Raw genomic sequence first — 23,528 nt, 5'->3', positions numbered from 1 at the left:
CCGTTTTTTGCGCAAGGAAGCCACGGCATGGATGGTCTGAAATCCGGCGTCGACACACTGTTCCTGTTGATCGGCGCCGTCATGGTGCTCGCGATGCACGCGGGCTTCGCATTTCTCGAACTCGGCACGGTCCGCAAGAAGAACCAGGTCAACGCGCTCGTGAAGATCCTGGTCGACTTCTCGGTGTCGACGCTCGCGTATTTCTTCATCGGCTACACGATCGCCTACGGCGTCGAATTCTTCGACGACATCGGCACGCTGTCGCAGCACAACGGCTACGCGCTCGTGCGCTTCTTCTTCCTGCTGACCTTCGCGGCGGCGATCCCGGCGATCGTGTCCGGCGGCATCGCCGAGCGTGCGAAGTTCAACCCGCAGCTCATCGCGACGCTGATCATCGTCGGCTTCATCTATCCGTTCTTCGAGGGGATCGCGTGGAACGAGCGCTTCGGCGTGCAGGCGTGGCTCACGCATGCGTTCGGTGCGCCGTTCCACGATTTCGCGGGCTCGGTCGTCGTGCATGCGTTCGGCGGCTGGGTCGCGCTGCCGGCCGTGCTGCTGCTCGGCGCACGTCACGGCCGTTATGCGAAGGACGGCCGCATCGCCGCGCACCCGCCGTCGAACATCCCGTTCCTCGCGCTCGGCGCATGGGTGCTCGCGGTCGGCTGGTTCGGCTTCAACGTGATGAGCGCGCAGACGCTCGACAAGATCAGCGGCCTGGTCGCCGTGAACTCGCTGATGGCGATGGTCGGCGGCACGCTCGCCGCGTGGATGGCGGGCCGCAACGACCCGGGCTTCACGTACAACGGGCCGCTCGCGGGCCTCGTCGCGGTATGCGCGGGCTCCGACGTGATGCACCCGATCGGTGCGCTCGTCACCGGCGCCGCGGCCGGCGCGCTGTTCGTCGCGATGTTCACCTGCGTGCAGAACAAGTGGCGCATCGACGACGTGCTCGGCGTGTGGCCGCTGCACGGGATGTGCGGCGCGCTCGGCGGCCTCGCGGCCGGCGTGTTCGGGCTGCCCGCGCTCGGTGGCCTCGGCGGCGTGTCGTTCATGTCGCAGCTCGTCGGCACGCTCGGCGGCATTGCGATCGCGACCGCGGGCGGCACGCTCGTCTACGGCGCGCTGAAAGCGACCGTCGGGCTGCGCCTCGATCGCGAAGCCGAATTCGACGGCGCCGACCTGTCGATCCATCGCATCTCGGCGACGCCGGAACGCGATTGAGCCCCTGACGAACGCCCGACGCAATATTACGTTTTCAATTCACAAAACTTTCATCGAGCGTCCTTACACTTCGGTCCAGTTTTCAATTTGCCTTCGCGAAGCTTGCCGCTCGCCTGCTTCCGTTTCGCGAAGGCCATTCTTCCAACAACTGAAACTGGACTCCACATGCCCGCGTTGCCCAATGCTGCCCGTCGTCAGGCCCTGAAGATCCTCGCCGGCGCGCCGATGCTGCCTCTTTCCGGCCTCGCGCTGCCGGCCCTGCTGACGGGTTGCGGCGGCGACGACAATCCGGCGTCGACGCCGGCCCCGGTCGCCGCCGCGTATACGTCGGCGACGTTCTCGGCGATGGCAGCACCCACGCTCGACAACGCGGCCGCGATGGCCACGACGACGGTCGGCTCGACGCTGTCGGTGTCGTTCTCGGACGGCTCGGCGCGCAACTTCAAGCTCGCGTACCGGCCGTTCTTCGTGACGGGCGACATGGTGCCGGACGGCAAGGGCGGCACGACGCTCGCGGGCGGCTACTACGACATCAACAACCAGCCGATCATCGACCGTTCGGTGGCCGGCAAGGAGCGCCAGTTCTATTCCGACTGCCCGGACGGCAGCTCGCTGCTCACGCTGAAGAACGCGAACGTGCCCGGCGTGAAGGGCAACACGGTGTTCGCGGTCGTGCAGTTCGAATACACGACGCGCGACCAGGCCAGCGCATCGCAGTACGGCCAGCTGCCGTCGCCGATCGCGGTGCTCACGCTCGACCAGGATCCGGCCAACGGCGCGCTGAAGGTCGTCAAGTACCACAACGTCGACACGTCGAAGGCGCACGGCCTGTGGATCACCTGCGGCGCGAGCCTGTCGCCGTGGGGCACGCACCTGTCGAGCGAGGAATACGAGCCGGACGCGACGAAGGTCGCGACCGACGCGCAGTTCAAGGCGTTCAGCAAGAACACGTTCGGCGACGAGACGAAGGCGAACCCCTACCACTACGGCCACCTGCCCGAGATCACCGTGAACGCGGACGGCACGGGCACCGTGAAGAAGCACTACTGCCTCGGCCGCATCTCGCACGAGCTGATCCAGGTGATGCCGGACCAGCGCACCGTGATGATGGGTGACGACGCAACCAACGGCGGCCTGTTCATGTTCGTCGCCGACAAGGCGGCCGACCTGTCGGCCGGCACGCTGTACGTCGCGAAGTGGACGCAGACGTCGTCGGCCGGCGCGGGCACCGCGACGCTCACGTGGATCAAGATCGGCCACGCGACCAGCAGCGAGATCGAAGCGCTCGCGAATACGCTGAAGGCGTCGGACATCATGGACCTGACGACCACCGATCCGAACGATGCGAGCTACGCGAAGATCCACTTCGGCGGCAAGTTCAACTGGATGCGCGTGAAGCCGGGGATGGAAAAGGCGGCCGCGTTCCTCGAGACGCACCGCTACGCGGCGCTGCTCGGCGGCAGCATGGCCTTCACGAAGCTCGAAGGCACGACCGTGAACGCGAAGGACAAGATCGTCTATACGGCGATGTCGCGGATCGAGACGTCGATGGTCAAGGGCAATGCGGTGTCGCGCGACGTCGCGGTCGACAAGAAGATCGCCGCGGGCGCCGTCTACGCGCTGAACCTGAAGGGCAGCCAGCGCGATACGACGGGCAGCGCGATCGACAGCGAATGGGTGCCGGTCGACATGGGCGCGCCGGCCGCGCTCGTCGGCGAGGATCTCGCCGCGGCCGACGGGCTCGGCAACCTCGCGAACCCGGACAAGATCGCGAACCCCGACAACCTGAAGTTCTCCGAAAAGCTGCGCACGCTCTTCATCGGCGAGGACTCGGGCATGCACGTGAACAACTTCCTGTGGGCCTACAACGTCGACACGAAGTCGCTCGTGCGCGTGCTGTCGTGCCCGGCCGGCGCCGAATCGACGGGCCTGCACGCGGTCGACGAGATCAACGGCTGGACGTACATCATGAGCAACTTCCAGCACGCGGGCGACTGGGAATCGCCGCTGCACGACAAGGTCAAGCCGACGCTCGATCCGCTCGTGCGCGCGAACTTCAAGGATCGCTTCGGCGCAAGCGTCGGCTACCTGACGGCCGAGCAAACCAGCATCAAACTCGCGAAGGCCTGACCGATTCGCGCGAGGGGGGGCTTGGTCCCCTGGCCGGGCGTCCCTAACCGGGCGTCCCTGACCGGGCGTCCCTAACCGGGCGTCCCTTTCTTCATCACCGTTCATTCGTCGGCGCTCCACGCCGGTTTGTGCGCGATGCCCAGTGCGGGCGTCGCGCTTTTTTTTTGCGCGCACGCCGGCGCGCGCGGCGACCGGTCGACCGTCAACGCAGGCCGGACGGCGACTGCCCCGGCAGGTAGCCGCCCGCGAACCCGGACAGGCTCGGGAAGCTCGCCGCCTGGGCAGGCACGGCCGCGGACGCGGACACCGGGGCCGCGTCGCTGGCCGGCAGGATGAGGCCGGGCGCGAGGTACAGAAACTTCCACTTGCGGTAAGTCTCCTCGCCCTCGAAGTCCATGTATCGCAGCGGAAATCCCGCCCGCTTGACCGTCGCCTGATCCGAGTTGCTGTAGACGCCATAGAAGCGATCGTCCCGCCACAGGAACGCCCAGTCGTTCTGTCCGGTAATCGGATCCGGATAGGCGCGGCGCAGATGATGCGCCGGCTTGACGAACCGGTTGTCGTCCAGCAGGTCGTCGACCGTTTGCGGGTACACGCGCGCCAGACGGTAGTAGCGGACGATCGCCTTCCGGTACTGATCGCCGACGAACAGCAGTTGCCGCTCGTCCTCGCGGCGCCGTTGCAGCGACCAGACATCCAGCGCCCCTGCCAGTGCGATCGACATAAGCATCAGCGCGATCAGCAGCGCCAGCAGCACGAGCCCGCGCTGACGCGCGGCACGCGGGCAGCCGCGCATCGCGCGCGCCGTCCGGCCGGCCCGGCTCATTTCGCCGCTCCGGCCGCGCTCGGCGGCACACCCTGCGGGCCGCTCGCGGGCACCACGTCGTAGACGCCCGGCTTCGACTCGTCCGGCGACGCGACCGCTGCCCATTTGTCGTCGCCATTCACCGGATCGAGCGGGACCGAACGCAGATAGTGCTTCGCGACCAGTTCGTCGAGCGTGTCCGGGTACTGGCCGTTGTCGCCGTAGTATTGGTCGATCGCATTGCGCATCACGGCGATGTTCTGCTGCCGGACCTGTTCCTTCCCGCGCTCGATGCTGTGCATGTAGCGCGGCACGGCCAACGTCAGAAGCAGGCCGATGATGGCCATAACGACCACGATCTCGATCAGCGTGAATCCGCGGGACCTGCGCGTGCGAGCGTGTTTCATGTTGCACCGTCACCATTGTTTGTACGGGATGCCGTTGATGCCGACGACCGCGGATTTCGACGTCACGTCGAACACGTCCTTGCCGGCCTCGGCGCTCCCGGATGCGTCGCCGGCCGGCGGACCGCCGGCCGCCGGATCCAGCGGCGTGCCATAGGCGCGCACGTCCCAGGTCTCCTCGGCGGGCGTGTCGGGATCGCCCGCGAAGAACGGATCGCGCGGCACCCGACGCAGGAACATCAGCAGGCCGCCCTTCGGATCCCGGGCGTTCTTCACGCCGGTCACCAGCACGGCCAGCGACGGCGGATAGCCGGACGCTTCCGCTTCCTTTTCGATCTGCCCTGCATCGCTTGCGTCCTTGTACGCGTCGAGCGCGGTGCGGATCTCCCGCAACGCGACACTCAGCTCGTGCTCCTTCTGGCGCTGCACGACCAGCTCGGAAAATGGCATGACCGCGAGCGCGAGTATCGCCACGAGCGCGAGCGTGATCACCATCTCGATCAGCGTGAAGCCGCGCTGCCCGGGACGGCCGGTGCAGCCGCTGCGCGTCGTGCCGGTCCGGGTAGCCACGGTTCAATTCCCGTTCTGAATCGGGTGAAGCGGGTTATCGCTCGGGATATCGCCCGCCGGCATCTGCAGCGTCGGAGGCGGCGTCGCTGGCGCGGCCGGTGCAGCCGGTGCAGCCGGTGCAGCCGGCGCGGCAGCCTGCACGGCCGGCGACGCCACCGGCGTCACGGTCGTGCCCGGGGCCGGCGCGACTTCGTTGCCCACCGGCCCGGCCGCCTGCGCGTCACCATTCGCGGGTGCCGCGCCCGCCGCGGGCGCGGGCAGCGCGGGCTGCGGTCTCGAGAAACGCCCGCCGTAAGGTTCGGGCGGCGGCGTCGTGCGAGGCGCGGCAGGCATCTGCCCGAACGCCCCGCTCTCCGGCGACGGCTGCGCCCGGATCGCCGCCGCCTCCAGCGGCGACGGCGCCCTGCCGCCCGTGGTGCCGCCGCCCACGCTGCCGGGCATCGGCTTCGTCGCGGGCGTCGCGGCCGTGGCCGCGGCATCTTCCGCGTTCAGCGCCACCGGATCGAGCCGCAACTGGTCGGCATGCACGTTGACGTCGGTGCCCGACCACACTTCCTGCGTGTCCGCATCCGCCGCGACCTGCGGCCGGACGATGTGCGGCGTGATCTGCAGCACGATCTCGGTCTTCTTGTGATCGCCTTCATGATCCGAGAACAGGCGGCCGAGCAACGGCATCTGCCCGAGCCCCGGTACCTTGTTCGCGTTGCGGCGGTCCTCGTCCGAGATCAGCCCGCCCATGATCTGGGTTTCGCCGTCCCGCAGGCGCAGGCTCGTCGACGCGCTGCGCGTGCCGATCTGGTACGCGAGCGAGTTCAGCCCTTGCGAATTGCTGCTCTGGATCGTATTGGTGATGTTGCTGACCTCGAGATTCAGCTTGATGCCGACGTCGCCGTCGCGATAGACCTGCGGCTCCACCTCGAGCTTGATGCCGACATCCAGGTACTGGATCATCTGCGTGAACGACGGACCGCTCGTGCTCGGCGTGCTCGAGCTCGAGATCACCGGCACCTTGTCGCCGATCATGATGCGCGCCTTCTCCTTGTTGCGCGTGCGGATGCGCGGGCTCGCGAGCAGGTTCGCATCGGTGTCCGTGAGCTTGAAGTCCGCGGTGGCGGACAGGCCGCTGACATTCAGCGCATTGACCGGCAGATGATGCAGCGCGCCCCAGGTGCTCGCCGTGCTCGGCGTCGATACCGTGAACGAGTTGGGCCAGTTGATGCCGAGCTGCGACATCCGCTCGTGCGACACCTCCAGCACCTCGACCTCGAGCATCACCTCCGGCTCCGGCAGGTCCTGGGCCGCGATCATCTCGTCGGCGACCTTGATCATGTCCGGCGTGCCGCGGATCGTCACGGTGTTCGCGTGCTCGTCGATCACGGCCTCCTTCACCTTCAACAGGCTCTTGAGCAGCGACTGGACCTGCTTCGCGTCGACGTTCGACAGCTGGAACGTGCGCACCTTGAGCTCCTGGTATTCGAGCTCCTTCGCGGGCGTCGCCGGGTAGATGAACAGCGTGTTGGCATTCATCTGCTTCTTGTCGAGCTGGTTCTGCAACAGGATCATGTCGACCGTGTCCTGCAGCGACGCGTTCTGCACGAAGATCGTCGTCTTCAGGTCGGCGCGCACGTCGCGGTCGAAGATGACGTTCAGCCCCGACGTCCGCGACAACGCCTCGAACACCATCCGCACGTTCGCGTCGCGGAACTGCAGCGACACCGGCGTGCGCATGATCGACGAAGCGGCGAGCTTGTCGTCCCGTTCCGAGTGCTGCTGCCGGCGCTTGTCGTCGAGCTCCGATTGCATCCGCCCGGCCATCGCATTGCTCGGGTCCTCGACCAGCACGCGATGCACGCGTTCGGCCGCCTGCGCGTACGAGCCGCGCTTCATCATGCGGTCCGCTTCCTGCAGGATCGCCAGATGCTTGCGGTCCTGCTCGATCATCGTGCCGATCCTGCGGGCGCGCTCGCTCGACGGATCGAGCTGGGTCGCCATGTAGTCGGACCGGGCCGCATCGTCGAACTGGTTCTGCTTGCGGAACTGGTCGGCGTTATCGAGCAACTGGTTGACTTCGGCGTCGCGCGCGTGCAACGCGTCGATCCTCACCTGCGCGTTGGTCGGATCGTCCTGGACGTTCGGCACATGCGCGCAGCCGCCGCACGCGAGCAGCGCCACGGCGATCGCCAGCGCGCGTTTCGTCGCGATCCGGCTCGCCGGCGCGTGCCGGAAATCGAACGGCGTGAAGGGCGAAAGGCATGTCGATGGGCCGCTGTCCCCAGCGCGGCGCGCACCCCGTGTGCATGAGGTTTTCATCTACTTTTCCCTTGGAATGGCCACCACCTGCACCTGGTTCAGCGGCAGATAGGTCAGCACCACGTTCGACTCCGAAACCGACTCGACGCGATACTGGCCATCGATCACGTCACCTGGCGAAACGATCAGCAACTGATCGCCGTTGCTGAGAAACACATGCGGCTTCGCCGCCTTGGCGTCCTGCTCGCCGACATAGGTGAACGGGACCGGCGGCGCCGACGGTGGCGCCGGGCGCGTGTCGGGCAGTGTCGGCACGACGACGGGCGCCGGCGGCAGCCATGACGACGCGGTGAACGGGTCGTGCGCCGCTTCGATGGACACCGGCGCGCGCAACGCGGCGAGCTTCTCCTGCGGCGTCGCCGCTGCCGCGCCGGCCGACGCAGGTCGTGGTGCGGACACGGACACGGACGCGGGCACCGCGGCGTGCGCGGCGGTCCGCGCCGGCAGCGTATGCCCGCCGTCGCGATGCAGGCCGCCGAATGCCGGGACCGCTGCCGGCTGCTGCATCGCCGCGACCAGCACGCGATACCCGGCGCTGGCAACGAGGACACAGCACAGCGCCAGCGCGATGCGCCGGTGCGACGCGGGCTTCATGACGGCGGAAATCATGGCTGGGCGCTCCGGTAGATGAGCTCGAAGCGCACGCGCGCATCGAGGATGTTGCTGCCCACCGCGGGGCGCTCGACGTGGATTTCCTGCAGCGCCGCGTTCGGCACGTGATTGAGCACCGACGCGAGAAATTGCCGGATCGCACCGTACTGGTCCTTGACCGGCAGCAGCACCTGATAGCGCGCGAAGTGCGCGCCCGACTCGGTCGTCACCTGATACTCGGCCGAACCGAGCGTCAGATGGCTGTCGCGCGCCTGCGCGAAGATCGACGCGATGTCGTCCGCACTTTGCGAGAACCGCGGGAACAGCTCGGGCAACGTGTCGAGCGCTACCGCGTCCGCCTGCGCGCCGCGCGCCGCGACCGGACGATGGCCGTGCGTCGCCCGCACGACCCCGGCCGGCGCCTGCATCGCGCGCGTATCGGCTTCCAGGCTGGCGATCGCCGCGACCGCGATGGCCGCCGCGCCGATCAGCAGCAGGCCGACGAGTCCCGGCAGACCGAAGGCGCGCCGCAACTCGAAACGCAGCGTGGCCAGGCGGTCCGTCAACCGATCGGTTTTCATGACGTCCTCCAGACGGCCGTGATCTGGAAACGCACCGGCTTGCCCGGAACGTTGTCCTCGACGAGATGACCGTTGAGCACCGCTTCGCGCAGCACGACGCTCGTCTGCAGATACTTCAGGTACGCGATCATCGCGTCCGGATTCTTCGCTTCGGCAGTGATGCGGATCTGGCCTTGCGCCGGGTTCTGGTCGATGCCGATCAGCGCGACGTCATGGTCGGGATAGTCCTCGACGAGCGCGAACAGCGTCTGCCACGGCACGGTCAGTTCGCGCAGCACCGCCTGGCTCTGCTTTTCCGCGAGCTTCGCGGCCGCCGTCGGCGGCGGCTTCACGACGTGCCGCTGCGCGAGCGTCCGATGCTCGGCGGCCTCCGCGTTCGCCCGCGCGCGGTCGTTCTCCGCATAGGCATGCCACAGCCATGCGCCGCACGCGGCGCACAGCAGCACGGCGACGCCCAGCAGGATCACCCCGCTCGTCCCGGTGCGTGCACCGCGCCGGCAGAAGTCGATATCGAGCATCGGCATCATGGCGCGTACTCCATCAGCCGGCTCGCGGACGAGCCGGCGAGCGCCGGCCCTGGCAGCCGTACCGCGGCCGCGAATCGCGCATCGAACGGCGCGAAGTCCATGTCGATCCCGGTCAGATAGACCGGGCAGTCCTCGCACTTCAGGCCGGTCCGCGTTGCCGAACGTTCGAACAACTGCTCCGCGAGTTCGGCCAGCCGCGACGCGTCGTCGGACTCGCCGGGAAAGAGGCGTTGCGCATCGTAGGCGGCCCAGCCGCCCCGCTCGATCATGATCGCCTGCATCAACGCATCGGCGACGACAATCAGCAGCCCATCGGCGCCGGCTTTCACCGCGATGCGATTCAGCGTCTCCGGAAGACCCGATCTCAGGCTGCGGATGCGGACCCGGGCGGATGTCCCCGCGTCATGGATGCCGTCGTGCAGCGTGCGCGACAGCGCGCCGGCGAAAAGCGCGCGGCCGCCCTGCTGCACGCAGAAGCGCACGACCAGCGATGCACCGTCGATCCCGTATGTGTCGGAGAAATGGGCGAGCACGATTTCTTCAAGTTCGCGCATGCGCAACGCGCGGAAGTCGCCGCGCAATATCGCGTGGTGGCACCAGAAATCGTCGAGCACGACGTGCGCGCCCCGCGCCTGCCCCTGCGTGGTGGCGGCATCGGCCGCGCCGCCGGGTGGCGTGCCGGTCGCGGCCAGCGCGGCGCGCAGCGCGTCGAGCACGCCCGTCTCGCTGCCGAACTGCACGTCGGGAATCGCGACGCTGACCGGATCGGCGGCGAACGCGCGCTTGCGCGGTCGCCACAGTGCGGGCGAACGGACGCCGACGACGATCTCGCGCGTCCCGACGCCGATCGCAAGCGGGTTATTCAACCATCGTGACACGATTGATCTCCTCGAGCGTCGTTTCGCCGCGCCGCACCAGTTCGATTGCCGCCGATCGCAACGTCGTCATCCCGTGGCGCAGCGCCGCCGCCTTGATGTGCCCGAGCGGCGCGCGCTCCGACAGCAGTTGCCTCAGCTCGTCGTTCATGCGCAGCGCCTCCGCGATCGCACGCCGGCCGCGATAGCCGCTGCCGCGGCACATCGCGCACCCCGTGCCGCGACGAAACAGGTAGCTGCCGGCCGAATCCGGGTCGATGCCCGAGCGGGCGAGCGCATCCGCGTCCACCGCGTCCTCGGCCAGGCAATCCGGGCAGCACTGGCGCAGCAGCCGCTGCGCGATCACGCCGTTGAGCGCGGAGACGAAGCTGTACGGATCGACCTCCATGTTCGTGAAGCGGCCGATCACGTCGAACACGTTGTTCGCGTGCACGGTCGTGAACACCTGGTGGCCGGTCAGCGCGGCCTGCACGGCGATCTGCGCGGTTTCCGGATCGCGGATCTCGCCGACCATGATCTTGTCCGGGTCGTGCCGCAGGATCGACCGCAGCCCGCGCGCGAAGGTCAGGCCCTTCGCCTCGTTGACCGGAATCTGCAGGATTTCGCCGAGCTGGTATTCAACCGGATCCTCGATCGTCACGATCTTCTCGAGACCGTTGTTGATCTCGGTGAGGATCGCGTAAAGCGTCGTGGTCTTGCCGCTGCCGGTCGGCCCCGTGACGAGCAGCATCCCGTACGGCATCGACGCAACCGAGCGCATGAAGCGCGTGTCGCCCGGCTGGAAGCCCAATGCCTCGAGCGTCAGGCCGCCCGCGGCCTGGGACAGCTGGTAGCGGTCGAGTATCCGCAACACCGCGTCCTCGCCGAACTGGTTCGGCATGATCGACACGCGGAAATCGATCTCGCGCCCGGCGTACATCGCCTTGAAGCGCCCGTCCTGCGGAACGCGGCGCTCCGCGATATCGAGCTCGGAGATCACCTTCACGCGGGACAGGACCTGGTCGGCGACATCCCGACCCTCGACGCGGCCCACCACGGTAAGCACGCCGTCGACACGGCACTTGATCATCAGGCCGTTCGCGCGGCATTCCAGGTGGATGTCGCTCGCGAGCATCTTGAGCGCGTCGTAGATCGTCGAATTGAGCAGGCGCACCACCGGACTGTCGTCGCTGCTGATGCCCTGCAGCGTCAGCGCGAGCGACGCCGGATCGGGCGCGTTCTGGATCGGATCGTCGAACGCGAGCGAGTCCATCGCGCGAATATCCTTCTCGCGCACGGTCAGATACGCGTTGAGATCCCCGGCGCTCGCAAGCGCCCAGCCGTACGGCACCGCCGGTCGCGCACGCATTCGGTGTTCGACCCAGCCGCGCGTGCGTGCATCGAGCGGATCGGCGATCGCGAACAACCGCGCGTCGCCGCCGTCGGGATCGCGGAAGCACACGCACAGGCGAGCCGTCGCATCGACGAACGGCACCGTGTCGAAATCCGGCTCGAGGCGGCCCAGCTCGCGCATCCCGATCGGCTTCATCCGGAATTGCGCGGCGAGCTGCGCGCGCATCTCGTCCGCGCCGAGCGCCGTCTGCGCCATCAGCACTTCGAGTGCGCGAATGCCGGAGCCGTGCTGTCTGCCGAGCGCGCGCAGGACGTCGCGCAACGCGGGGCCCGCGTCGGGGAAGTCTTCCGGTGGGGGGGTGACGGTATCCACGCGTGTCTCCAGGGCAGCCTACTGAATGCTCGACGCGATCTCGAAGATCGGCAGGTACATCAGCACGACGATGCCGCCGATCACCACGCCGATCACGATCATCATCGCGGGCTCGATCAGTCGCGAGATCAGATCGATCGTGCGCGACACCTGTGCTTCCTGGAACGCGGCGATCCGGTCGAGCACGGGCCCGAGGCCGCCGGTTTTTTCGGCGACCGTCAGCAGGCGGTAGCCGATCGCGTTCGCGAGGCCGGCCTGCTGGAACGCATCGGAGATCCTCGCGCCATTGCGGACCTGCTGCAGCGCGCCCGCGAGCGCGGCCTGGTCCGCGCGGCCTACCAGGCCGCGCGCCAGATCGAATGCGCGAACGGCGGGAATGCCGCCGTCGACCAGCATCGCCGTCGTGCGATAGAACTGGGACTGGCGAAACACGCGGAAATGCTGCCCGATGCCGGGCAGCGCCAGCAGGCGATCGGCGATCCAGATCCTCAGCGCCGGCCGGCGCAGCGCAACGCCGGTTGCCACGGCCAGCACTGCAAACGCGGCCGCCAGCCCGGCGCCGTGCGCGTGCACCATGCCGCCCCACGCCATCAGCAGCCGCGACATCAGCGGCAGTTCGCGGCCGCTGTGTTCGAGGAGCGACGCGAACCGCGGCACCACGAAACCGAGCAGAAACAGCACGACGGCCGCGCCGACGAACAACAGCACCGTCGGATAGATCGCCGCCGACACCACACGCGCGCGCAGCTCGTGGAGCGTCGCGCTATTGCGCGAGTAACGAGTCAGGCTGTCGGCGAGGCCGCCGGTCTGCTCGCTCGCCTTCACGCACGCGATCAACACCGGCGGGAAGATCGGGCTCGCGTGCTCGAGCGCCGCCGACAGCGACTGCCCCTCCTCCAGTTGCCGCAGCAGGTCGCGATACACCTGAGCGGACGCTTCGCGCCGCACGTTGCCGCCGAGCGTGCGCAATGCGTCGACCACGCCGACGCCCGCGTCGAGCAGCGCCGCGAGCTCGCGCGCGAACATCGCGACGTCGAACCGCGCGCCCGGCATTCCGAACCGGCGCGCGCCGCGCCGCTGCCGCCGCGCGTCGGTGCTGACCGACACGACCCGCAGGCCGCGCGAGCGCGCGAGCGCCGCCGCGGTCGCCGGCGAGTCGCTGTCGAGGCGAAGCGTCTGGACCGAGCCATTCGTATCGAAGACACGCAGCACGAACTTCACGTCGACTCTCCTTGCTGACTGCGCACGACAGGCACGGCCGCCGGGCCTCACCGCCCTACCACGACGAGATCGTCACGTTCTCGCCGGTGCCGCCGCCGCGCCCATCCTTGCCGAGCGAATACAGGTCGTAGTCGCCGTGCTCGCCGGGCGAGCGATACTGGTACGGACGGTCCCACGGATCCACCGGAACCGCCTTCTGCAGATACGGGCCGCTCCACCGCGGCGCGCTCTGCGGCTTGTTGACGAGCGCATCCAGCCCTTCCTCGGTCGTCGGATAGAAACCGACGTCGAGCCGGTACTGATCGAGGGCCTGGCCGAGCGACACGATCTGCGCGCGGGCGATCTTCACGTTCGACTTGCCGACCTGTTCGAAATACCGTGGCGCGACGAGCCCCGCCAGCAACCCGATGATGACCATCACGACGAGCAGCTCGAGCAGCGTGAAGCCGCGGTTCGCACGGATGCGGCGAGCGAGCCCGCCGCCCTGCCGCTGCAGCCCCGGCATGCCGGGCCGGATCGAGGACAATTCGTCGCGCACGGCTTTCTCCCTGTATCGCCTGCCGCTTCAGCACCGCTGAAGCCGTTGATTGCATTCTTGTTCAGGGCGATACGCGTCAGAAGTAGGGAGGGCCGTCCATCGACATGGGTAGATCCCCCCCAGTTGCGCGATGGCGCGATGGAGGGTTTTCACACACGGTCGTCGTCGGTCAGCGCGAGCACGCCGATGTCGATCGCGAAGTGGACGAGGCCGGTCAGGTTCACGATGCCGAGCTTGCGCATCAGGTTCGCACGATGCTTTTCCACCGTTTTCGGGCTGAGCTGGAGGCACTCGCCGACCTGCCGGCTCGTGTGCCCCTCGACGACGAGACGCAGCACCGTGCGCTCGCGGGTCGTCAGCGCATTCCACAGGCGCGCCTTGTGAGCGCTCGTCTCGTGCAGCCCCTGCAGGCCGGCGCGGGCCCGATACGCGTCCAGGCTGATCACGCACTTGCCCTGCATCACGAAGCGCATCTCGCGGACCAGGTCGGCGAACGACGAATCCTTGACGACGTAGCCGTCCGCACCGGACGCGAACGCCTCCCTGACGTTGTCTTCGCTGCGATGGACGGTGAGGACGATGATCCGCGTACGCGGCGCATCGCGCTTGATCGCGGCAATCGCTTCGAAGCCGCTGCCGCCCGGCATCGACAGATCCATCAGGATCAGGTCGGGCAGCGTCTGCGCGGCGAGACAGCAGGCCTCGAACCCTCCGCTCGCCTCGCCGACAATGCAGTAGTCGTCCAGCTCGGACACCATGTGGCTGAGACCGAGCCGCAGCAGATGCTGATCCTCGACGATCAGCACGCGATGCTTCTTTTCCAATTTCGACGCTCCCTGACGGACGCGTTGCACCTAGTGCAGCGTACGGCGCTGATCGGCACTTATGCGCTGCGCCTTCGCGCCCGTGGCTGCGTGGCAAATCCTCGCGATGCCACTGGGCATCGCTGCGGTTTGCGCCTTGCCACGAGCACGACTCCGCTGGCACATAAGCACCGCTTGCCAGCGGACACTACGCTAGTTGGAAGCGACGACGTCGCGATAGGCCGCGAGCAGTTCGGTCGGCGTCGCGAAGCCGTCGATGCGCAGCCACGGCTGGCCGGGTGCGGCCCGCATGAACGTCACCGGCGTGTGAGCCATCTTGTCGCCGCGAAAGACGTTGAACGCGCGCTGCGCCGCGATGCTCGCCTCGACCGTGCCCGTGTAGTGCTGCCATTCGGGCCCGGCTTCGAAGTGCGCGGCATAGGCCTTGAGCCGCTCCGGCGTGTCCTGCTCCGGATCGATCGAGATCGACACGATGTGCACCTTGTCGCGGTCGGGGCCCAGCTCGCCCTGCAGCCGCTCGAGGGTCTGGCTGATCATCGGACAGATGGTCGTGCAGGTGGTGTAGATGAACGTCAGGATCACCGGCCTGCCGTCGTCCACTTCCTTGACCAGCGATACGGTCTTGCCGTCGTCTCGCACGAGGTCGACCGACGGCAGCGTGTATTGGGCCGTCGTGTGCATCGTGCCCGGCATCACGACGTGATGCATGTGCATGCCGGCTGCTTCGGGTGCGGTCCCGGCGGTGGCTGGCTCCGCGTTTTCCGTGGCGGGTCCGGCGGCGTCCCCGGTACTGCTTTCCGCGGTTTTTCCGCGCGTGCTTTCGGTTGTGCTTTCATCAGCTTGCTTGACCGCGCTCCCGGCGGCGCCCTGCGCGTCGTGCTCCATGACGTGCCCGACGGCGTCCGGCATCGCGTGGTCGTCGGGGCTCGCGGCAACATCCGGCATCGCAGGCATCGCAGGCATCGCAGGCATCGCAGGCATCGCAGGCATCGCAGGCATCGCATTTTCATCGACATTCGCGGCGGAATGCTCGCCAACGCGCTCGCTGACGTTCTCGCCCACGCCCTCGGCGACGCTATCGACGGGCGCGCACCACGCGGCGGTCGCGGCGATCGTGACACCCGCCACCACGAATGCCCCCATCGTCGATCTGGCAATCCGTTTCATACCGACCTCCCCTGACGATAAACAAGACAATGGCCGTTTCCGTGCCTCGTCAGCGCAGTGTCTTGAATTCGGTCCCGAGCGTCATGGGATGACGCCCCCCAAAGGCCGGTAGGGTATGTCCGCTTGCTGGATTACCCGCTGGCGGGTGCCGGGATGTCCCCATGCTCCAACCCCGCATTCCCCTTGTTGCGGCGTGCAGCGGTCGCGTCCTAGAATGGACGCAATCTTACGGTTTCCTGAAAACTGCGCATCGGGAGCTCCCATGATTGAACGCCAGCCCGCCAGGCCACAAATCAGGCTGCTCGATCTGATCGATGCGATGCGCAAGCTTCGCGGTGCGGTGCGCGCGGGCGATCGCGGCGACGGTATCGTCACCGATGCACGCGGCGCCGCCCTTGCCATTCTCACGGCCGACGGAACCTTCGTCTCGGCGAATCGCAGCGCCGAGGCACTGTTCGGCTATTCGAGCGCCGAGCTCGTCGGCAAGCATCTGTCCGACATGGCGCTCGACGATGCCCACGGCGAATTGGCAGACGAATTATCCAGAGGCGCCACCCTTCCCTGTCATTCGTTCACGACGATGCTCAGCGGTCGAACCGGCCATCCCGCGCAGTTCATGGTGCACCAGCAGGCGCTTCCCGCCACGACAACCAGCGAGCGCCTGCTGCTGACGCTGTTCGAGGAACCGCCGGCCCTCGAGCCCGAGCCGCACGATGCAGCCGCGGAGCACTACGCGGGCGCGCCTGCCCGCCACGCCTATCTGCTGATGGGCCAGCAGAAGGAGCGCTACCGGCTTGCCGCGGAATTGCACGATGGGCTCGGTCAGGCGTTGACGCTCATCAAGCTGATGAATGAAGACGCGCTGATGCGCATTCGTCGCGGCGAAATCGACGAGGCGGCGAATCTGCTCGATTCGACGGTGCTCCGGATCCGCGAAACGATCGGCGAAGTACGGCAGATATGCGGTGAATTGCGGCCGCCGATGCTCGACAAGCTCGGCCTGTCGGCGGCCCTCGCTTCGCTGTGCCGGCGCATCGAGCGTGACGTGAACACGCTGACGGTCGAGTTCAATTGCGATGTCGACGACGACGACATACCCGACCATCTGAAGGCGGACATGTTCAGGGTCGCGCAGGAGGCGCTCAACAACATCGTCAAGCATGCGGAGGCCACCAAGATCGCACTCGGCTTGCGCCACGACGCCGACGGCCTGCTGCTGACGATTCGCGACAACGGCATCGGCTACGAACATCGCACGCTGACGACGGAAGACGCGCACACGGACGGGCTCGGCCTGATCGGCATGCAGCACCGCGTCGAGTCGCACGGCGGCACGTTCTCGATCCAGTCGTCGGCCGCCACGGGCACGCTCATCTCGGCGAGCTGGGCCTGCTGACGCGCGCGATCGCAGTCGGTCAAGCAGTCAGCCCCGCCGTCAATCGCGCGGTCAATCCCGCGGTCAATCCTTCATGCCGCCGAGCGGATAATCGTCCAGTCTCGCATGCGCGCCGGCGTCTTCCGGGGCCCCGACGTCGTCGATCGAGTGAGTCGGCACGTCGTCCGCATCCGGTTCCGCGCACTTCGCCGCGAGCGAGGTCAACAAGCCCATGCTCATCGCGACCAGCACCAGTTCCGTCACGTTCGCGAGATGGAGCTTGTGCATCATGCTCGCCCGATACTTCTCGATCGTCTTCGGGCTCAGATTCAGGTATTGGCCGACCTGTCGGTTGGTGCGCCCTTCGGCAATCAGCTTCAGCACACTACGCTCGCGCGCGGTGAGGATGTCCCAGGCCTTTCTCGGCGCAGGCATTTCGCGGCCGGTCACAAACGAGTCGACCATGTAGCCATACACGTCCGCGCTCAGATGCTTCTTCCCCTGCCTGACCATGCGCATCGCGAGGAGCAATTCGTCAAACGAAACGTCCTTGAGCACGTAACCGTCGACCCCCGCCCGCAGCGCCTCCCGCACGTACTCCTCGCTCTGGTGAACCGTGAGCGCGATGATCCGGACCGTCGGCGTGCGCCGCTTGATCGTTGCGCTCGCATCGATGCCGTTCATCCCGCGCATCGACAGATCCATCAGGATCAGATCGGGAGCCAGCGCCAATGCCTGATGACACGCCTCCTTGCCGTCCCGTGCCTCGCCGACGACGTCATAGTCGCCTTGCGCGCACAACATCGACCGCAGGCCATTTCTCAGCAGGTCATGGTCCTCTGCAATTACAACGCGACATTTGGTATTCACGACGATCCCCCGTTCCTCCATCCCTGCGCGGCGTGTCGCACCGACACATCCTGCGCAGTTCCGGAAACGCTCGCTGCGTGGTTTCCCCTGCCCGGATTGATGATTGAATTTCGCGACAACCAACAGCCATGCGTGTCGCTACAGCAAGGATCGCGCCATCGCGCCACCAGCCTGCGGCGGCGGCGATCCGGATTCCGCCTGTCCGCGGCGCACCCTCGCCGCCCTCCGGAAATGTTTCAGAACTGTATCGATTTCATGTTTTTCGGCGCGTCAGTGTGAATACCGATGGCGGGAATGTCACTCGCATTCCAACATGAATAAAAACATTCCCGCCGCGACTACGCCAAATCGAGAAGAAACCAACGCCGTGTAGTAAGGATTGTTAATCTTCTCCGGTTACTGCTCATTACCAGCCGTTACGGGAGTAACAACTTTGCACCGTTTTTTGCGGCCGCCGTTTTGGCCTCGAAGTGTAGGGAGGTGCCCCATTGCCGGTCCGGTTTCCCGTCGCCGACAATCCAGGTGCAGGAGACCTGGAAGATGCACCGCCGACCTTTATCCGGATTGAGAATCGCGATCGCTGCCGCATGCGTGGCACTCGGCTCGGCGTGGACGTGCGCCGCGAACGCGCAGATATTCGGCACGGTGACCAGCAATGGTGCGATCATCCTCACCAACGAACTCGGCACGGCCGGCCTGAAGGTGATCGTCGCGAGCAACGCGCCCGCCCCACCCGACATGAAGCACGCCGCATCGAAGCTGGCCGGCGGCGCGCTGCCCTCGTTCGCCGACGTGATCGAGGAAGCGAGCCGCGCGTTTCGCGTACCACCGGAACTGTTGCGCGCGGTGATCGACGTCGAATCGGGATACAACCCGAAGGCGGTCTCGGACAAGGGCGCGCAAGGGCTCATGCAGTTGATGCCCGACACCGCTCGGCGCTTTTCGAGCGGAGACATGTTCAATCCGCGCGACAACGTGCTGGCCGGCGCGCGCTATCTGCGCTTCCTGCTCGACATGTTCAAGGACAACGTCGAACTCACGCTGGCCGCCTACAATGCCGGAGAAAATGCCGTGATTCGCGCCGGCTATCGCATTCCGTCGTCGCCGCAAACGCGCGTGTATGTCCCGCGCGTGCTCGCGCGCTACAAACGGCTCCTCGATTCGAGTTGATGTTTCCGGCTGATGTTTCCGGCAATCCGCGCCGCGGCGCCGCAGTCCGTGCAGCGCAGACGAACGCGTTGCCGGATATCGCGCTGCCGCGATGCCCGGCAACATGCGCCGACCCACTCCGGCCGGCCGACGGTTCAGGGAAACGCGGGAACGGTCGGATCTTCGCCTTCGAGATGCGCGTCCGCGTGGTGAAGCGTGATCAGGTGCTCGATCTCGTGGACCCGGTCCTTCGGAACGTCGACGATCAACAGCAACTCGCCGCGCTCGATACCTTCCTCGAAACGCTTCAGGCGTGTACTCGGCACGTTGACGCCGATCATCGACGCCGCCCAGGCACCGAAGCCGGCGCCGGACAACGTGATCGTCACGAACGCGCCACCGGCGATCGGCAAGCCCGCGGGCGGGAACACCAGCGCGATCAGCCCCAGCAGCGCCCCGGTCGCGCAACCGACCATCGTGCCGCGTGCAAGCGACGGCAGCAAGTCGCTGCGCTGCGTCAGCGTGGCCTCCTGCAAACCATCGTGCACGACGCCGTGATTCGCGATGAAATGAATATGCCGCCACTCGATACGCAGCAACAGCAACTCGTCGACGATCGACAGCGCGCTTTGCGGCGTCGGCAACAGAAAATAAATGCGTCTCATGGTGACTCCCCCCATCTCACGTCAGACATGCATCGGCCCCGCTGATGACATTCTCGTTCGGCGCGCACCCCGCTTGAAGTGGGAACACCCACCGAAACACATGGGTAGAAGGCGGTAGGACATCATGCGTGCGCATCAAAGTTTCCCGTAGCTGTGCAGCCCGGACAGGAACATGTTGACGCCGAGGAACGCGAACGTCGTCACGAGCAGGCCGGTGAGCGCCCACCACGCGGCAACCGCGCCGCGCAGGCCCTTCATCAACCGCATGTGCAGCCACGCCGCGTAGTTGAGCCACACGATCAGCGCCCAGGTTTCCTTCGGGTCCCAGCTCCAGTAACCGCCCCATGCCTCGGCCGCCCACAGCGCGCCGAGAATCGTCGCGATCGTGAAGAACGCGAAACCGACCGCGATCGACTTGTACATCACGTCGTCGAGCACCTCGAGGGTCGGCAGGCGATCGGCGAGCACGCCGCGCTCCTTCATCAGGTACGCGACCGACACCATCGCCGACAGCGCGAAGCTGCCGTAGCCGATGAAGTTCGCCGGCACGTGGATCTTCATCCACCAGCTCTGCAGTGCGGGCACGAGCGGCTGGATCTGCTGCGCATCGCGCGCGACCGAATACCACATCAGGAAGCCGACCGCGGCGCTGATCACCAGCAGCACGAACGCGCCGAGCGCGCGCGTACCGTAGTGGCCTTCGTAATACAGATAGAGCAGCGCGGTGATCAGGCTGAACAGGACGAACACTTCATACAGGTTCGATACGGGGATATGCCCGACGTCGGCACCGATCAGGTAGGACTCGTACCAGCGCACCATCAGCCCCGTGAAGCCCATCAGCACGGCGACCCACGTGAGCTTCTGGCCGATCGCGGCGCCCGTTTGCGAGCGCGCGAGCAAACCGATCCAGTAGAAGATCGTCGCGAGCACGAACAGCGCGCTCATCCACAGGATCGCCGACTGGCTCGACAGGAAGTACTTGAGGAAGAACGCCGAATCGGCGCGCGCGAGATCGCCCTGGTAGATCTGGATCGACAGCAGCGACATCACGGCGATCGACGCCATCATCAGCCGCGCGGGCTTCCAGCGCCAGCCGAGCGTGATGAGCGCCGGCACGGCGCCGATCATCACCGCCTTGTCGTAGTCATCCATGTGCGCGTTGTAGTGCGCGAGCGCATAGCCCGCGCCCACCACGAGCGCCAGTGCGAACAGCCAGTCGAACAGCGACAGGCGCGCGAGGAACGGACGATCGTCGCCCGGCTCGCAAGCACGAACCGCGGCGGACGCGTGTTGTCGCCGATACGGCAGCCTGGCGACCGGCGCCGCACCGTCGCGAGAGGATTGCATCGCTTTCATGGTATTCACCTGAACGGACCCGTGCAGGGTTGGAAGAAAAAGAGGCGCCCCGTCCCGGGGAAGACGAGACACCTAAATGATCACTGCCGGCGCCGGTTGCCTGCCCGCCGCGCGGCACGTGCCGCATGCGATGCCGATTCGGCAGCGCTTGCTCATTGTTCGGCCGGCAGGCCCGCCGATGTACCGGTTTCCGGCGGGCTCGCCGATAAGCCGGTTTCCGGCGGGTTCGCGGATGCACCGACTTCCGGCGGGCTCGCCAATGCACCGCCTTCCGCCGGTTTTGCCGATGCACCGACTTCCGCCGGGCTCGCCGATGCACCGGCTACCGGCGGGCTCGCCGGTACGCCGGCTTCCGGCGGAAATGCCTCGACATAGGCCGCGACGGCGCGCATGTCCTGCTCCGTCATGTTCGCGCAGACCGACTTCATGATCGCGCCGCGTGGCCGTGTCTCGGTTTCCCGGAAAATCGCGAGCTGCTTCACCACGTAGTCCGCATGCTGACCGGCGAGACGGGGGAACCGGCTCATGCCCTCGCCATGCTGGCCATGACACCCGATACAGGCCGCAACGCCCTTGTCCGGCAGGCCCCCCACGAAGATCGCCTTGCCCGCGTCGAGCAGCGTGCGATCGCCGGCTTCGCCCGGCACCGCCCCCTGGCCCGAAAAATAGTCGGCAAGCTCGTCGATCTGCCTGTCGGTCAGATGCGTGAAGCCCCACATGTACCGCTTCGCGTTCGGATCGGCACGTGCGTGGCTTTTGAAGTCGGTCAACTGATCGACGAGGTACTCCTTGCGCTGTCCGGCCAGCTTCGGAAACATCGGCGACACGGACACGCCGGTCGCGCCATGGCAGTTCGAACACACCTGCAGCGCGATGGTCTTGCCCGACACGGCCGGGTTGTCGACCTGCCGCGACCGCTCCAGGTCGTGGCAACCCGCCCCGGCCAGCACCATCGCGAGCGAGACGATATGGGCCACCTTGTTCATGTCAGACACCTCCTTGCCGCAACTGCCTTCGCCTGCCGAATCGATTCCGTTCGACAGGGATACGTGCCCGCATCGCGACGCGATGCGAGATGCGCGACACCCGCTCGCCGCGCGTGCTTCGGTCGGTCCGGTGTGCGGGAAACGCCGGACGTGATGTCAGAACGACGCGACCCATAGATAGAGAAACAGCGTGTCGTTGTCCCTCGCATTGCGTCCGCTTCCGTCATAGTTGGTCGCCGCGCCGAGGAATCGGGTGAAGTGCGTGTATTGCAGGCCGACGCGCACGTACTGAACCGGCATCCAGAAGATTTCCGGCATCCAGCCCTGCGTATTCGGATAGAAGTTCGCGCTGGCCGAGTAGCGCGCGCTGTCCGGCGTACCTGTCGTGTTGAAGAACGACAACGAGATGCCGTACTTGCTCTGGTAAACGTACGAGGCCTTGAGCCGAAGCGAGTTGAGATTCGCCGCCGTGTTGTCGGCCAGCACGAAATTGTTCGGATCGTGAATGTTCTCCCGCACGTAGCGCGCCTGCGCGGTGACCGTGTGCGGTTCGAGCAGGTACTCGTATTGCGCGTCGAAGCCGTAGTCGCGATAGCGCGTCACGCCCGTGCCGAAGATCGGGAAATTGTTCGGGTCGTTCGGATAGACTTCGGCACTGAAGCCGAACGCGCCGACCATCAGGCTGTGCGGCCCCCAGTCGCGCGTCAGCGCAATGCGCGCATACGGGTTGTAGCCGCGCAGATAGATCTGCGGGTGGACGGGATCCCCCGGCTTGTTCCCGTGGCTCAGGAACGACCAGATGCCGTCGGCCGTACTGTAGGCGGTCAGCTCGGTGTACACGAGCTTGTTCCAGTACAGGTAGGCACCCGTGCCGACGGCCTGCGTCGCAAGGCTCCCGCCTTCGAGGAGCGGCAGGCTCGGGATCTTGGCGACCGGGCTGATCGTCGACGAGATGTACGGATAGCCCCAGGCCGGCGCGGTGTTGAAGACGTCCTGCACGGTCGGGTTGTTGTGCAACGTCACGCCGAGGATCAGGTCGTTCGCGCTGGTGATGATCCGGTCGACGAAGCGGAAGTCGGTGTTGTCCGACGTCCAGTGGCCTTTCCACTTTCCGTTACCGTCCTGGTGATCGTAGTTTATATAGGTAAACTGAGCAAATCCGCCGAGCTTGTCGGTAATCTTCCCGGCAAGGAACACGCTCGCGAAATCGAACATGGGCAGCGCATTCTTCGGATTGATCTTGTTGCCGCTGGAGTCGGTGTTGCCGCGCGTCGTGCTCAGGTCGCCGATGGCCATCGCGGCGATCGGAATCGTGCGCTCGCCGAGCGTATAGCCGTTCAGCTTGAACAGGCGTCCATACGGCGTGAGTTCCGGAAACTGTCCGCCGGCATGACACGCGACGCAGCTCTGCCCCGTCTGGCGCGCGAAGATAGGCAGCGCCCACGCGGCCGACACCTGCAGCAACGCGAGCGTCGCGAGCACGGCCATCCAGCCGCCACGTCTCCAGCGAGGGCGTGCGCGATGGCCGACCAGAAACGTAGTCATGGCTGTTTCCCCCCATGCCGTTTGTCGCCACGTTCCGACGCGACATTCGCACGTCGGACGATGTCTTCATTGTGCGGAGCGCCCATGAAAACCGACATGGGGCGACTCCC

Annotated in this window: 23 protein-coding genes; 5 read left to right on the top strand and 18 right to left on the bottom strand. The window is 66.5% G+C overall.

What is annotated here, in order from left to right; all coding sequences use genetic code 11:
• Positions 1-27 precede the first annotated feature (27 nt).
• Positions 28-1,221 carry an ammonium transporter gene (locus ACN22W_RS06230; RefSeq protein ID WP_419686808.1) on the top strand — a complete coding sequence of 398 codons (1,194 nt, stop codon included), beginning with the start codon at positions 28-30 and terminating at the stop codon, positions 1,219-1,221.
• Between the two features lie 165 nt (positions 1,222-1,386).
• Positions 1,387-3,351: a PhoX family protein gene (locus tag ACN22W_RS06225; RefSeq protein ID WP_419686807.1), complete on the top strand. Its 1,965-nt coding sequence runs from the start codon at positions 1,387-1,389 to the stop codon at positions 3,349-3,351.
• Positions 3,352-3,553: 202 nt separating this feature from the next.
• Here the strand turns inward: ACN22W_RS06225 and ACN22W_RS06220 are convergent, their stop codons facing one another.
• From ACN22W_RS06220 to ACN22W_RS06160, 13 genes are all read right to left on the bottom strand, one after another.
• Positions 3,554-4,177, bottom strand: coding sequence for a type II secretion system protein (locus tag ACN22W_RS06220; protein WP_419686805.1), 624 nt, complete (start codon positions 4,175-4,177; stop codon positions 3,554-3,556).
• Positions 4,174-4,563, bottom strand: a complete 390-nt coding sequence (locus tag ACN22W_RS06215) for a type II secretion system protein (RefSeq protein ID WP_419686804.1) — start codon at positions 4,561-4,563, stop codon at positions 4,174-4,176. The genes ACN22W_RS06220 and ACN22W_RS06215 overlap by 4 nt, the downstream gene beginning before the upstream one ends.
• A gap of 9 nt (positions 4,564-4,572) precedes the next feature.
• Complete coding sequence (locus ACN22W_RS06210; RefSeq protein WP_419686803.1) at positions 4,573-5,130, bottom strand: type II secretion system protein; 558 nt, start codon at positions 5,128-5,130, stop codon at positions 4,573-4,575.
• A 3-nt stretch (positions 5,131-5,133) separates the two neighbouring features.
• Positions 5,134-7,440 (bottom strand): secretin N-terminal domain-containing protein, encoded by a 2,307-nt coding sequence (locus ACN22W_RS06205; protein ID WP_419686801.1) that lies wholly within the window; start codon positions 7,438-7,440, stop codon positions 5,134-5,136.
• Positions 7,441-8,049 (bottom strand): hypothetical protein, encoded by a 609-nt coding sequence (locus ACN22W_RS06200; RefSeq protein WP_419686799.1) that lies wholly within the window; start codon positions 8,047-8,049, stop codon positions 7,441-7,443. It lies immediately after the preceding gene.
• Positions 8,046-8,612, bottom strand: a complete 567-nt coding sequence (locus ACN22W_RS06195; RefSeq protein ID WP_419686797.1) for a hypothetical protein — start codon at positions 8,610-8,612, stop codon at positions 8,046-8,048. The genes ACN22W_RS06200 and ACN22W_RS06195 overlap by 4 nt, the downstream gene beginning before the upstream one ends.
• Complete coding sequence (locus tag ACN22W_RS06190; RefSeq protein ID WP_412022167.1) at positions 8,609-9,139, bottom strand: hypothetical protein; 531 nt, start codon at positions 9,137-9,139, stop codon at positions 8,609-8,611. Before ACN22W_RS06190 ends, ACN22W_RS06195 begins: the two co-directional genes overlap by 4 nt.
• Positions 9,136-10,017 (bottom strand): hypothetical protein, encoded by an 882-nt coding sequence (locus ACN22W_RS06185; protein WP_419686795.1) that lies wholly within the window; start codon positions 10,015-10,017, stop codon positions 9,136-9,138. Before ACN22W_RS06185 ends, ACN22W_RS06190 begins: the two co-directional genes overlap by 4 nt.
• On the bottom strand, positions 9,998-11,719 hold the full coding sequence (locus ACN22W_RS06180; protein WP_412022169.1) for a GspE/PulE family protein: 1,722 nt from the start codon (positions 11,717-11,719) through the stop codon (positions 9,998-10,000). The genes ACN22W_RS06185 and ACN22W_RS06180 overlap by 20 nt, the downstream gene beginning before the upstream one ends.
• Positions 11,720-11,737: 18 nt before the next feature.
• Entirely contained in the window at positions 11,738-12,940 is a 1,203-nt protein-coding gene (locus ACN22W_RS06175) for a type II secretion system F family protein (RefSeq protein ID WP_048251279.1), read from the bottom strand.
• A 55-nt stretch (positions 12,941-12,995) separates the two neighbouring features.
• On the bottom strand, positions 12,996-13,445 hold the full coding sequence (gene gspG / locus ACN22W_RS06170) for a type II secretion system major pseudopilin GspG (RefSeq protein ID WP_048251278.1): 450 nt from the start codon (positions 13,443-13,445) through the stop codon (positions 12,996-12,998).
• Positions 13,446-13,627: 182 nt separating this feature from the next.
• On the bottom strand, positions 13,628-14,302 hold the full coding sequence (locus ACN22W_RS06165; protein WP_412022171.1) for a response regulator: 675 nt from the start codon (positions 14,300-14,302) through the stop codon (positions 13,628-13,630).
• Positions 14,303-14,494: 192 nt separating this feature from the next.
• Positions 14,495-15,016 carry an SCO family protein gene (locus tag ACN22W_RS06160; RefSeq protein WP_419686792.1) on the bottom strand — a complete coding sequence of 174 codons (522 nt, stop codon included), beginning with the start codon at positions 15,014-15,016 and terminating at the stop codon, positions 14,495-14,497.
• A 169-nt stretch (positions 15,017-15,185) separates the two neighbouring features.
• On the opposite strand from ACN22W_RS06160, the gene ACN22W_RS06155 reads away from it, so the two are divergent.
• Positions 15,186-15,581 (top strand): hypothetical protein, encoded by a 396-nt coding sequence (locus tag ACN22W_RS06155; protein ID WP_419686791.1) that lies wholly within the window; start codon positions 15,186-15,188, stop codon positions 15,579-15,581.
• An 81-nt stretch (positions 15,582-15,662) separates the two neighbouring features.
• Entirely contained in the window at positions 15,663-16,865 is a 1,203-nt protein-coding gene (locus tag ACN22W_RS06150; RefSeq protein ID WP_419686789.1) for a histidine kinase, read from the top strand.
• A gap of 63 nt (positions 16,866-16,928) precedes the next feature.
• Here the strand turns inward: ACN22W_RS06150 and ACN22W_RS06145 are convergent, their stop codons facing one another.
• Entirely contained in the window at positions 16,929-17,714 is a 786-nt protein-coding gene (locus ACN22W_RS06145) for a response regulator (RefSeq protein ID WP_412023410.1), read from the bottom strand.
• A 540-nt stretch (positions 17,715-18,254) separates the two neighbouring features.
• Between ACN22W_RS06145 and ACN22W_RS06140 the strand changes: the two genes are divergently transcribed.
• Positions 18,255-18,884 (top strand): lytic transglycosylase domain-containing protein, encoded by a 630-nt coding sequence (locus ACN22W_RS06140; RefSeq protein WP_412022173.1) that lies wholly within the window; start codon positions 18,255-18,257, stop codon positions 18,882-18,884.
• Between the two features lie 134 nt (positions 18,885-19,018).
• On the opposite strand, the gene ACN22W_RS06135 is transcribed toward ACN22W_RS06140, so the two are convergent.
• The 4 genes from ACN22W_RS06135 to ACN22W_RS06120 all read right to left on the bottom strand — a co-directional run bounded on the left by ACN22W_RS06135 (position 19,019) and on the right by ACN22W_RS06120 (position 23,418).
• Positions 19,019-19,528 carry a DUF1269 domain-containing protein gene (locus ACN22W_RS06135; RefSeq protein ID WP_412022174.1) on the bottom strand — a complete coding sequence of 170 codons (510 nt, stop codon included), beginning with the start codon at positions 19,526-19,528 and terminating at the stop codon, positions 19,019-19,021.
• A gap of 135 nt (positions 19,529-19,663) precedes the next feature.
• Complete coding sequence (ccsB, locus tag ACN22W_RS06130) at positions 19,664-20,887, bottom strand: c-type cytochrome biogenesis protein CcsB (RefSeq protein WP_419686787.1); 1,224 nt, start codon at positions 20,885-20,887, stop codon at positions 19,664-19,666.
• A gap of 152 nt (positions 20,888-21,039) precedes the next feature.
• Entirely contained in the window at positions 21,040-21,873 is an 834-nt protein-coding gene (locus ACN22W_RS06125; RefSeq protein WP_419686785.1) for a c-type cytochrome, read from the bottom strand.
• A gap of 156 nt (positions 21,874-22,029) precedes the next feature.
• Positions 22,030-23,418 carry a cytochrome C gene (locus ACN22W_RS06120; RefSeq protein ID WP_419686784.1) on the bottom strand — a complete coding sequence of 463 codons (1,389 nt, stop codon included), beginning with the start codon at positions 23,416-23,418 and terminating at the stop codon, positions 22,030-22,032.
• Positions 23,419-23,528 lie beyond the last annotated feature (110 nt).

Origin of the sequence: Burkholderia theae, assembly GCF_048565265.1 — a bacterium.
Taxonomy (GTDB): Bacteria; Pseudomonadota; Gammaproteobacteria; order Burkholderiales; family Burkholderiaceae; genus Burkholderia; species Burkholderia theae.
Note: the sequence above shows the minus strand (reverse complement) of the source record. Positions and strands in the feature narration are given on the sequence as shown.

What these genes read in the sequence shown, in the direction of transcription:
- ACN22W_RS06230 (WP_419686808.1), top strand. Translation starts at nt 28, where the DNA reads ATGGATGGTCTGAAATCCGGCGTCGACACACTGTTCCTGTTGATCGGC.
- ACN22W_RS06225 (WP_419686807.1), top strand. Translation starts at nt 1,387, where the DNA reads ATGCCCGCGTTGCCCAATGCTGCCCGTCGTCAGGCCCTGAAGATCCTC.
- ACN22W_RS06220 (WP_419686805.1), bottom strand. Translation starts at nt 4,177, where the DNA reads ATGAGCCGGGCCGGCCGGACGGCGCGCGCGATGCGCGGCTGCCCGCGT.
- ACN22W_RS06215 (WP_419686804.1), bottom strand. Translation starts at nt 4,563, where the DNA reads ATGAAACACGCTCGCACGCGCAGGTCCCGCGGATTCACGCTGATCGAG.
- ACN22W_RS06205 (WP_419686801.1), bottom strand. Translation starts at nt 7,440, where the DNA reads ATGAAAACCTCATGCACACGGGGTGCGCGCCGCGCTGGGGACAGCGGC.
- ACN22W_RS06200 (WP_419686799.1), bottom strand. Translation starts at nt 8,049, where the DNA reads ATGATTTCCGCCGTCATGAAGCCCGCGTCGCACCGGCGCATCGCGCTG.
- ACN22W_RS06195 (WP_419686797.1), bottom strand. Translation starts at nt 8,612, where the DNA reads ATGAAAACCGATCGGTTGACGGACCGCCTGGCCACGCTGCGTTTCGAG.
- ACN22W_RS06190 (WP_412022167.1), bottom strand. Translation starts at nt 9,139, where the DNA reads ATGATGCCGATGCTCGATATCGACTTCTGCCGGCGCGGTGCACGCACC.
- gspG (WP_048251278.1), bottom strand. Translation starts at nt 13,445, where the DNA reads ATGCCGGGGCTGCAGCGGCAGGGCGGCGGGCTCGCTCGCCGCATCCGT.
- ACN22W_RS06160 (WP_419686792.1), bottom strand. Translation starts at nt 15,016, where the DNA reads ATGCACATGCATCACGTCGTGATGCCGGGCACGATGCACACGACGGCC.
- ACN22W_RS06155 (WP_419686791.1), top strand. Translation starts at nt 15,186, where the DNA reads ATGACGTGCCCGACGGCGTCCGGCATCGCGTGGTCGTCGGGGCTCGCG.
- ACN22W_RS06140 (WP_412022173.1), top strand. Translation starts at nt 18,255, where the DNA reads ATGCACCGCCGACCTTTATCCGGATTGAGAATCGCGATCGCTGCCGCA.
- ACN22W_RS06135 (WP_412022174.1), bottom strand. Translation starts at nt 19,528, where the DNA reads ATGAGACGCATTTATTTTCTGTTGCCGACGCCGCAAAGCGCGCTGTCG.
- ccsB (WP_419686787.1), bottom strand. Translation starts at nt 20,887, where the DNA reads ATGAAAGCGATGCAATCCTCTCGCGACGGTGCGGCGCCGGTCGCCAGG.
- ACN22W_RS06125 (WP_419686785.1), bottom strand. Translation starts at nt 21,873, where the DNA reads ATGAACAAGGTGGCCCATATCGTCTCGCTCGCGATGGTGCTGGCCGGG.
- ACN22W_RS06120 (WP_419686784.1), bottom strand. Translation starts at nt 23,418, where the DNA reads ATGACTACGTTTCTGGTCGGCCATCGCGCACGCCCTCGCTGGAGACGT.